We start from the raw sequence: 9,949 nt of genomic DNA, 5'->3' as shown, positions 1-9,949 counted from the left end.
TTGTCGTCGGTTGCCAACGCTCCGCGTTGTCGCCCTCCTCCGCCTTGCATCTCGACGCGCCAGACCCCGCTCACCGGCACGAAGACGTGCGGGCCGCCCGGATGCGACCTGATCCGCCGGACAGGCCCTAGCCGCGCGACCCCCGGGACGGGCCACGACCGTCCCTGCCGCCACGACCGCCCCTTCACCGACCACGGTGAAGGGGCGGTCCGCGTTGTTGTGCAACGTGTTCTCATCTCGCTCTTCCATTGCTACGGTGCCCGCCCTGACGCCCCATCAGTTCCGGCCGCACGCCGAATCGGGAGGCCCCGCATGCGCGCCCTCATCGCCGCCGCCACCGGCCTCGCCGTCGCGCTCGCCCTCGTCCTGACCATCACGGCGATCGGCGCCCCGCCGGGCGAGACCTCGCCCGAGCCGCTCCTCACCACCGTCCCCCAGCACCCCTAGCCGTCGGGAGGCCGCCGCGATGCGACGCAAGGCAAGCCTCGTCCTGCTCGCCTTCGCCGTGTTCTGCACGGCCATGTCCCCGCTCATGCGCTGGTACGCCTTCCCGCGGCTCGCGAAGATCCCGCCGAGCCAGTACCAGGAGGCCGTCCTGGAGGCGCACGGCCCGACGCTCATCGACTACGGCTCGATGAAGGCCAAGAAGATCGACAAGGTCACCATCGTGCAGACCCTCAAGGGCAACGTGGAGGCCTCCGAGAAGATCGAGAAGAGCGCCGACCGGGACGTCGTGGTCTGGGACGCGCTCTCCTACGTCCAGGACGACAAGGGCAAGATGGTCTCCAAGATCCCCGAGCGCTACATCTTCGACGCGCACAGCCAGGAACCGGTGCACGCCACCGGCGAGGCGGTCGACGGGGACGCGGTCAGGCGCGAGGGCATCGAGTTCAAGTGGCCGTTCCTGACCGAGAAGCGGGACTACGAGTACTTCGACGCCCAGGCCCGCATCACCCGGCCCATCCACTACAAGGGCACCCGCGACTTCCGCGGCCTGAAGGTCTACTACTTCGAGCAGACCATCCCCTGGACCAAGGTGCCCTTCCCCAAGACGATGCCCGTCAAGGGCATCACTCCGCAGTCCCTCGCCAAGACCGGGACCACCCGCTGGTACACCACGGTCCGCAGGTTCTGGGTCGAGCCGACCACCGGGGCGCCCGTCTACGGCGAGGAGATCCAGAACAACGAGCTGCGCGGCGGCACCCTGCTCGGCGACCGCGACAAGGTCACCGTCTTCGCCGGACACGTGAAGATGCGCGAGGACTACATCAAGGACACCGTCGACCTGGTCAAGTCCCAGCGCGTCCTGGTCCTCCTGCTGACCTCGTACCTGCCCTGGGGCTTCCTCGTCCTCGGCGTCCTGCTGCTGGCCCTCTCCCTCTGGCTCGAGGCCCGCAGCCGCAGGCCCGGCGATCCGGCACCGACCGCGAAAGGCGCCCCCGAACCGGAGCCCGTCAACGCCTAGAACCCCGGCCGCGAACCCCTAGGTGCCCGAACTCCGTTGCGCCTGCCGGGCCTTCGTGTACCGGGTCGGCTCGGCCGAGGCGGGATCCTCCGGCCACGGATGCTTCGGGTAACGGCCGCGCAGATCGGCGCGGACCGCGCGGTAGCCGGTGCTCCAGAACGACGCCAGGTCGGCCGTGACGGCGGCGGGCCGGCCCGCCGGTGACAACAGGTGCACCACCACCGGCACCGCTCCGTCCGCGATCCGCGGGGTCCGCGCGAGGCCGAACATCTCCTGCACCTTGACGGCGAGCACCGGCTGCCCGGGGTCGGAGTAGTCGATCCGGATCCGGGACCCGCTCGGCACCTCCAGACGCTCCGGGGCGAGCTCGTCGAGGCGCCCCGCCGCACCCGTCGCCCACGGCAGGAGCCGGCCGAGCGCCTGCCCGGCGTCGATGCCCGCCAGGTCCGCCCGGCGCCGGGCCCGGGACAGCTCGGGCTCCAGCCACTCGTCCACGCGCGCGTGCAGCGCGTTCTCCGATACGTCGGGCCAGGGCGCCCCGAGATGGTGGTGCAGGAACGCCAGCCGCTCCCGCAGCTCCCGCGCGCCCCGCGACCACTTCAGGAGCCCCGTCCCCTCCTCCCGCAGCCCCTCGACGAGCGCCGCCCGGACGAGGGCGGGATCGGGGTCGCGCAACGGGCGCACCGCGAGCTCCACCGCGCCGAGCCGCTCCACGTGCCGCGCCACCAGCGCGCCGCCAGCCCAGGCCACCTCGTCGCCCTCCGCGTGCAGCGGGGCCGCGGCGTCCCGCGCCACGTCCTCGTCGACGGGCCCGGCGAGCAGCACGCGCGCGTGCCCCGCGCCCACCGGCCGGTCGGCCACGGCCACGGCCAGCCAGCGGGCCCCGGCGAGCGCCGAGCCCTGCCGCACCTCGGCCCGGGTACCGCCCGCCATCAGATACGTCCCGCCGCCCACGCTCCTGGCGACCCGCTCGGGGAACGCCAGCGCGGCCACCAGACCTGCGACGTACTCGTCGCTCCCGCCGCCGTCACCCGCGCGGGAGGCCCCGGACACCGACGACGCGAGCCGCCCCGCCTCGGTCCGCCACCGCGCCGCGTAGGCGTCCCCGCCCCGTCGCGCCGCACGCAAGGCGCCGGCCAGGTCGTCCCCGTACTCCCGTGGCGGCTCCTCGCTCAGCAGGGCCACCGCCTCAGCGGCCCGCCGGGTGCCGACCCGCGGCGCCGCGTCCAGCAGGGCCCGCGCAAGGCGCGGGTGCAGGCCCACGCGGGCCAGCCGCGCGCCCCGCTCCGTCGCCCGCCCCGAGCCGGGCTCGACCGCGCCGACCGCCACGAGGACGTCACGGGCCGCCGCCATCGCGCCGCCCGGCGGCGGATCGAGCAGCGCGAGACCGGTGGCGTCCGGATCGCCCCAGCACGCCGCCTGCAGCGCGAACGAGGCGAGGTCGGCCACCTTGATCTCCGGCGCGGGAAAGCGCGGCAGCCGCCCGTCCTCCGCCTGTGCCCAGCACCGGTACACGGCGCCCGGCGCCTCACGCCCGGACCGGCCCGCCCGCTGCCGGCCCGCCGCCTGCGAGGCCCGCACCGTCGCCAGCGCGCTCAGCCCCCGCGCGTGATCGACCCGCGGCTCGCGCGCGAGGCCCGAGTCCACCACGACCCGCACCCCGGGCACCGTCAGGGACGACTCCGCGACCGAGGTGGCGAGCACCACCCGCCGCCCCGCGGACCCGGCGAGCACCGCGTCCTGCACCGCGGCCGGCGCCCGCCCGTGCACCTGCAGCACCTCCACGTCGCCGAGCCCCGTCAACTGCCCGGCCACCCGCGCGATCTCACCCACCCCCGGAAGGAAGCACAGGACGTCCCCGTCCCGCTCGGCGAGGGCCCGCCGCACCACCGACGCCACATGGCCGAGGAGCGCGGGATCCACCCGCATCCCGTGCGGCGGGCGCACCGCGCGCGGGGGCGGCGCCCACACCACCTCCACGGGATGGGCGATGCCGTGCGCCTCGACCACCGGCGCGTCCCCGAGGATCCGCGACCAGCCCTCGGCGTCGGTGGTCGCCGACGCCGCGACCAGCCGCAGGTCGGGCCGGAGCGCCGCCCGCACGTCCATCAGGAAGGCCGCCACGGTGTCGGCGTCCAGGTGCCGTTCGTGGCACTCGTCGAGGATGACGACGTCGACGCCGGCCAGCTCCTGGTCCCGCTGCAGCCGCTGCAGCAGGACACCCGTCGTGACGACCTCCACGCGCGCGCGTGGGCCCACGACGCGCTCGCCGCGCACGGTGTAGCCGACGCTGTCGCCCACCTTCTCGCCGAGCAGCCACGCCATCCGGCGCGCCGCGGCCCGTGCGGCGATCCGCCGCGGCTCGGCGACGACGACCCGCCGCGCCCCGCTCGCGGCGCCCTCGCCCGCCGCCCGCCCGTCGAGGAGGCCGGCGAGCGCCAGCGGCACCAGCGTCGTCTTGCCCGTCCCCGGCGGGGCACACAGCACGGCGCTGCCCGGCCCCTCCAGAGCGGAACGGAGGGCGGGCAGCGCGTCGCGTACGGGAAGTCGCAGGGCGTCGTTACGGAGACCGGTCACCCGCTCAGTCTCGTACGCACACGTAGATGGCCGTCCCCGGGATCAGGTTTCCGCGCAGCGGCGACCAGCCGCCCCACTCCTGGGTGTTCCAGGCGGGCCACTCCGGCTCGGCGATGTCGACGAGCCGCAGCCCGGAGGCCACGATGTCCCGCACCCGGTCGCCGATCGTCCGGTGGTGCTCCACGTAGACGGCGTTGCCCTCGTCGTCCTGCTCCACATAAGGGGTGCGGTCGAAGTAGGAGGCCGCCACGGTGAGGCCCTCCGGGCCCGGCTCGTCAGGGAACGCCCAGCGGACGGGGTGCGTCGCGGAGAAGACGAACCGGCCGCCGGGCCGCAGGACCCGCCGCACCTCCGTGAGGACGAGGACGGGGTCGGCGACGAAGGGCATCACGCCGTAGGCGGAGCAGACGAGGTCGAAGGCGCCGTCCCGGAAGGGCAGCACCCCCGCGTCGGCCTGCACCAGCGGGACGTCTCCGCCGATCCGCAGCGCGTGCTGGAGCTGGCGGTGGGAGAGGTCGAGCGCCACCGGGCGGGCGCCCTGGGCGAGCAGCCAGCGCGAGCACTGCGCGGCGCCCGCGCCGATCTCCAGGACGTCCTTGCCCTTCAGCTCCTCCGGCGGACCGAGCAGTTCCGCCTCCACCTCGTCGAGCCCCTCGGGTCCCCACACGAAGCGGTCGTCCCCGAGGAACGTGCCGTGCTCGATCTGGTACTCGTCGGCGTTCCGGTCCCACCAGCCGCGGTTGGCGCGACTGCTCTCCGTCACGTCGGCGGCACGCCTGGTGGCCTCGGGCTCGGGCAGCTCGGACTCTTGGATGATCGGCTCCATCGTCGTAACCTTCGTCGGATCCCGTCGCGAGGGGGGTGCGGTGCGGCCCGTGTGGCCTCATGCGACAGGTTTTGTGCCGGGTATGCGGTGTTCCGCCCCGGGTGTGCGCCTTCGCGCATTGACCCTGTCCGGCTGCCCCCGTATGCTACAAGTTGCGCTGCGAGCCTGCGCTCCTCAGACATAGCAGGCTGCGCTCGCGTCTGTTGCATGTCCCCTCGGTTGTCGAGGCGCCTTCCGGTCACGGAAGCCGCGCTTCCAAGGCTGTCCGGCTTCTGACAGAGCGAAATCGGCTCCGGCGTTGCAGTACCTACGACTTCAATGTCCGTACCGGAGCCCTTACCCACATGACGAGCAGCACCGAGACCACCGCCACCACTCCGCAGGTAGCGGTCAACGACATCGGTAACGAGGAAGCCTTCCTCGCCGCGATCGACGAGACGATCAAGTACTTCAACGACGGCGACATCGTCGACGGCGTCATCGTGAAGGTCGACCGGGACGAGGTCCTGCTCGACATCGGTTACAAGACCGAAGGCGTCATCCCGAGCCGCGAGCTCTCCATCAAGCACGACGTCGACCCGAACGAGGTCGTCGCCGTCGGTGACGAGATCGAGGCCCTGGTTCTCCAGAAGGAGGACAAGGAAGGCCGTCTGATCCTGTCCAAGAAGCGCGCTCAGTACGAGCGTGCCTGGGGCACGATCGAGAAGATCAAGGAAGAAGACGGCATCGTCACCGGTACCGTCATCGAGGTCGTCAAGGGTGGTCTCATCCTCGACATCGGCCTCCGTGGCTTCCTGCCGGCCTCCCTCGTCGAGATGCGCCGCGTCCGCGACCTCCAGCCCTACGTGGGCAAGGAGCTCGAGGCCAAGATCATCGAGCTGGACAAGAACCGCAACAACGTGGTCCTGTCCCGCCGTGCCTGGCTCGAGCAGACCCAGTCCGAGGTGCGCCAGACGTTCCTCACGACCCTGCAGAAGGGCCAGGTCCGCTCCGGCGTCGTTTCCTCGATCGTCAACTTCGGTGCGTTCGTGGACCTCGGCGGCGTCGACGGTCTCGTGCACGTCTCCGAGCTCTCCTGGAAGCACATCGACCACCCCTCCGAGGTTGTCGAGGTCGGCCAGGAGGTCACCGTCGAGGTTCTCGACGTGGACATGGACCGCGAGCGCGTGTCCCTGTCGCTCAAGGCGACGCAGGAAGACCCGTGGCAGCAGTTCGCCCGTACGCACCAGATCGGGCAGGTCGTTCCCGGCAAGGTCACCAAGCTCGTTCCGTTCGGTGCGTTCGTGCGCGTCGACGAGGGCATCGAGGGCCTGGTCCACATCTCCGAGCTGGCCGAGCGCCACGTGGAGATCCCGGAGCAGGTCGTCCAGGTCAACGACGAGATCTTCGTCAAGGTCATCGACATCGACCTCGAGCGTCGTCGCATCAGCCTCTCGCTGAAGCAGGCCAACGAGGCCTTCGGCGCCGACCCGTCGGTCGTCGAGTTCGACCCGACCCTGTACGGCATGGCCGCGTCCTACGACGACCAGGGCAACTACATCTACCCCGAGGGCTTCGACCCCGAGACCAACGACTGGCTCGAGGGCTTCGAGTCGCAGCGTGAGGTCTGGGAGACCCAGTACGCCGAGGCGCAGACGCGCTTCGAGCAGCACCAGGCTCAGGTCATCAAGTCCCGCGAGGCGGATGCCCAGGCCGAGGCCGAGGGTGCGGCGGCTCCGGCCGGCGCCGCTCCGGCCGCGTCCAGCGGTGGCGGCGGCGGCGGTTCGTACTCCTCGGAGTCGGACGACAACTCCGGTGCGCTGGCTTCGGACGAGGCGCTTGCCGCGCTGCGTGAGAAGCTCGCCGGCGGCCAGAGCTGAGGCTCGCCCCAGGGCGTAGTTGAGTGACGCTGCGGGCCCGCGTTCCCCTTCGGGGGGAGGCGGGCCCGTTTCGTGTGCGGGGGGCCGTCCGCCGGCCGCGGGCCGGGACGCCGTGCACGCCGGGGCATGAACTCCATGCCGCTGTGGGCCTGTTCACGCGTGCGAAGGCCGCCGGCCGGGGAATGCCGGTGCCACATGCGGTGTTCTTCCTTACGAACACGAGGAGGAGCGGTCACAGTGCTTGATCCGCAGGGTTTGTACGCATGGGAGCCGAAGGGCCTCGCCGTCGTCGACATGGCGCTCGCCCAGGAATCGGCCGGACTGGTCATGCTCTACCACTTCGACGGCTACATCGACGCGGGCGAAACCGGCGACCAGATCGTCGAGCGGCTCACGGACGGCCTTCCCGGGCAGGTGGTGGCGAGATTCGACCACGACCGGCTCGTCGACTACCGCGCCCGCCGCCCGCTGCTCACCTTCCGGCGCGACCGCTGGAGCGACTACGAGGTGCCGACGCTCGACGTCCGCGTCCTCCAGGACGCCACCGGCGCGCCCTTCCTGCTGCTCTCCGGGCCCGAGCCCGACATCGAGTGGGAGCGCTTCGCCGCCGCGGTCCAGCAGATCGTGGAGCGCCTCGGGGTGCGCCTGTCCGTGAACTTCCACGGCATCCCGATGGGCGTCCCGCACACCCGCCCCGTGGGGCTCACGCCGCACGGCAACCGCACCGACCTGGTCCCCGGCCACCGCAGCCCCTTCGACGAGGCGCAGGTGCCCGGCAGCGCGGCCGCCCTGGTCGAGTACCGCCTCCTGGAGGCGGGCCACGACGTGCTCGGTGTCGCCGCGCACGTCCCGCACTACATCGCGCGCTCCGCGTATCCGGACGCGGCCCTCACGGTCCTGGAGGCGATCACCGCCGCGACCGGCCTGGTGCTGCCCGCCGTCGCCCACGGGCTGCGCACCGAGGCGCATCGCACCCAGACCGAGATAGACCGCCAGATCCAGGAGGGCGACGAGGAGCTTGTCGCGCTCGTCCAGGGTCTCGAGCACCAGTACGACGCCGCGGCGGGCGCCCAGGACCGGGGCAACATGCTCGCGGAGCCGCTCGACATCCCGTCCGCCGACGAGATCGGCCGTGACTTCGAACGCTTCCTCGCCGAACGAGAGGGCGACGCGTAACCGCAGGCCCTGCAGGCCCTAAGCTGCCGGTCATGCTGAAGGTGGGCCTGACCGGTGGAATCGGCGCCGGCAAGAGTGAAGTCTCGCGGCTGTTCGTCGCGTCCGGTGCCGTCCTGATCGACGCGGACAAGATCGCGCGTGAGGTGGTGGAGCCGGGAACTCCCGGGCTCGCGGCGGTGGTCGAGGCGTTCGGGCGGGAGATCCTGGCCCCGGACGGCTCCCTGGACCGGCCGAAGCTGGGCGCGGTCGTCTTCGCCGACGCCGAGAAGCTCGCCGTGCTCAACTCGATCGTGCACCCCCTCGTCGGCGCCCGCTCCGCCGAGCTCGAACGGTCCGCCGCCGAGGACGCGGTGGTCGTCCACGACGTGCCGCTGCTCGCCGAGAACGGCCTCGCGCCGCTCTACGACGTGGTGGTCGTCGTCGACGCGAGCCCCGAGACCCAGCTGGACCGCCTGGTGCGGCTGCGCGGGATGAGCGAGGAGGACGCCCGCGCGCGCATGGCCGCGCAGGCCACCCGCGAGCAGCGCCGGGAGGTCGCGGACGTCGTGATCGACAACGACGGGCCGCTGGACGGGCTCGCCGAGCGGGTCGCCGAGGTCTGGGCCGGCCTCACGCGCCGGGCGGCGGCCGTGGCGGAGGAAGGCTCGGGATCGGCCGGTAGCCGGTAGCCGGTAGCCGGTAGCCGGTAGCCGGAGGTCGGAGGCCGGAATAGGCGCGGGCGTGACGGGCGTTGAGACGGGGGAGCGAGGGAAGGAGCCCGGCGTGCCCGACGTCAGCCCGGAGACTCATGTCATCGATTACCGTGCGGCCGAGCAGCTCCTCGCCGCGCGGGATCCGCGCGGCGCGGTGAAGCTGCTCGACACGGTCATCGCCGCCCACCCCGAGAACACGGCGGCCCGCCTGCTGCGGGCCCGCGCCTTCTTCGCCGCCGCGCAACTGCGCCCCGCCGAGCTGGAGTTCAGCATCGTCCTGGAGCGAGAGCCGGACAACGCGTTCGCCCACTTCGCGCTGGCCCGCACCTACGAGCGCGCCGCCCGCCCCGAGCAGGCCCGCCGCCACTTCCGCCTGGCGGCGGCCCTGGACCCCCAGCCGGAGTACCTGGCGGCGGCGCGGTTCGAGGGGGAGGGCGGTCCGGCGGGGGAGCAGCGGTAGGGCGACGGTTGCGGCGTGCCCGCTCGTCACGCGGTAAGGAGTCGCTGACGAAGGCTGATGACTGATGACTGATGGCTGTCCGAGGCGGTCAAGGGGAGCCGGTCGGCTCCCTCCCGTTACGCGTCAGCCTTCACCGGAGTCGCCCTCGCTCAATTCCCCTCCGCCGACCGCGGCTTCGTACGCGAGCAGTGTGTCGACGAAGAGCTTCCGCTGCTCCGGTGTGAGCGGGGCCAGGGCCTTGCGCCATGCCGCCGCGCCCGGGGCGAGCCACGAGGCGATGGCGGCGTGCTGGTCGGCCGTGATGGCGATGATCCGCCGCCGTCGGTCCCTCTCGTCGTCGGGGCGATCTGCAGCCGCGCGGTGATGCCCCGGCGGCGCTGCGGGATGCCGATCAGCAAAGCAAAATAGCTTTGAGAGCAAAGATAAGTGGGCGGAGCGGCGTCGCGGGCACCCTCGTGTGACGTCGGGTCGACGACGGCCTCATCCGCTGCGCGGCGGTTCGTACGGGGGGACGTCCTTGCCTGGCTGGTAGTGCGGGCCCTGGTGCAGGCGGTGCACGATCCAGGCCAGGTCGGCGGCGGCCACCAGGGCCAGGACCCCGCACGCCGCCGCCCAGCCCGTCCGTCCGGTGAGGGCGAAGGCGATCGTGCCGAACGCCGCCCAGGCCAGGCCCCATACGCTGAACCAGAAGCGCATCCGCAGCGGACTCCGCGCGGTCAACGGTTCACTGCCTGTACGCACCATGAGAGGTCATCTCCTCCTTTCAGGATAAGAGGTCGTTTCATCCTGTTGTTTCATCCCTGTATGTGGCTTTGGTGTGCTGGTGTCGGGTTGCGCCAGGAGATCGTGTTCTCGCCGGTGAGGCGGCGGGTCATGAGGTCGGTCATGGCGAGG

General features: G+C 72.2%; 9 protein-coding genes and 1 pseudogene. 6 read left to right on the top strand and 4 right to left on the bottom strand.

Going from position 1 to position 9,949, the window contains the following annotated elements; genetic code table 11:
- The first annotated feature begins 312 nt into the window (after positions 1–312).
- Both ACFYO9_RS38855 and ACFYO9_RS38850 read left to right on the top strand, forming a co-directional pair.
- On the top strand, positions 313–447 hold the full coding sequence (locus ACFYO9_RS38855) for an SPW_0924 family protein (protein WP_358710812.1): 135 nt from the start codon (positions 313–315) through the stop codon (positions 445–447).
- 19 nt (positions 448–466) lie between these two features.
- Positions 467–1,465 carry a DUF3068 domain-containing protein gene (locus ACFYO9_RS38850; protein WP_358779379.1) on the top strand — a complete coding sequence of 333 codons (999 nt, stop codon included), beginning with the start codon at positions 467–469 and terminating at the stop codon, positions 1,463–1,465.
- An 18-nt stretch (positions 1,466–1,483) separates the two neighbouring features.
- On the opposite strand, the gene hrpB is transcribed toward ACFYO9_RS38850, so the two are convergent.
- Positions 1,484–4,042: an ATP-dependent helicase HrpB gene (gene hrpB, locus ACFYO9_RS38845; protein ID WP_358779378.1), complete on the bottom strand. Its 2,559-nt coding sequence runs from the start codon at positions 4,040–4,042 to the stop codon at positions 1,484–1,486.
- Between the two features lie 4 nt (positions 4,043–4,046).
- Positions 4,047–4,868, bottom strand: coding sequence for a class I SAM-dependent methyltransferase (locus ACFYO9_RS38840; RefSeq protein WP_355817752.1), 822 nt, complete (start codon positions 4,866–4,868; stop codon positions 4,047–4,049).
- A gap of 344 nt (positions 4,869–5,212) precedes the next feature.
- On the opposite strand from ACFYO9_RS38840, the gene rpsA reads away from it, so the two are divergent.
- The 4 genes from rpsA to ACFYO9_RS38820 all read left to right on the top strand — a co-directional run bounded on the left by rpsA (position 5,213) and on the right by ACFYO9_RS38820 (position 9,055).
- Positions 5,213–6,727 (top strand): 30S ribosomal protein S1, encoded by a 1,515-nt coding sequence (gene rpsA / locus ACFYO9_RS38835; protein WP_355817755.1) that lies wholly within the window; start codon positions 5,213–5,215, stop codon positions 6,725–6,727.
- Positions 6,728–6,964: 237 nt separating this feature from the next.
- On the top strand, positions 6,965–7,903 hold the full coding sequence (locus ACFYO9_RS38830; RefSeq protein ID WP_355817758.1) for a PAC2 family protein: 939 nt from the start codon (positions 6,965–6,967) through the stop codon (positions 7,901–7,903).
- Between the two features lie 32 nt (positions 7,904–7,935).
- The gene (gene coaE, locus ACFYO9_RS38825) at positions 7,936–8,571 is read left to right on the top strand and encodes a dephospho-CoA kinase (protein WP_358779377.1); all 636 of its coding nucleotides are present in this window, start codon (positions 7,936–7,938) and stop codon (positions 8,569–8,571) included.
- 94 nt (positions 8,572–8,665) lie between these two features.
- A complete protein-coding gene (locus ACFYO9_RS38820) occupies positions 8,666–9,055 on the top strand; it encodes a tetratricopeptide repeat protein (protein WP_355817763.1) in 390 nt (129 codons plus the stop codon).
- Between the two features lie 480 nt (positions 9,056–9,535).
- Here the strand turns inward: ACFYO9_RS38820 and ACFYO9_RS38815 are convergent, their stop codons facing one another.
- Both ACFYO9_RS38815 and ACFYO9_RS38810 read right to left on the bottom strand, forming a co-directional pair.
- Positions 9,536–9,799: a DUF6343 family protein gene (locus tag ACFYO9_RS38815; RefSeq protein ID WP_358779376.1), complete on the bottom strand. Its 264-nt coding sequence runs from the start codon at positions 9,797–9,799 to the stop codon at positions 9,536–9,538.
- Positions 9,800–9,849: 50 nt separating this feature from the next.
- Positions 9,850–9,949, bottom strand: a pseudogene (locus ACFYO9_RS38810) (IS5/IS1182 family transposase); the annotation flags it as partial.

The organism is Streptomyces sp. NPDC005863, assembly GCF_042871345.1.
In the GTDB taxonomy this organism is placed as follows: domain Bacteria; phylum Actinomycetota; class Actinomycetes; order Streptomycetales; family Streptomycetaceae; genus Streptomyces.
Note: the sequence above shows the minus strand (reverse complement) of the source record. Positions and strands in the feature narration are given on the sequence as shown.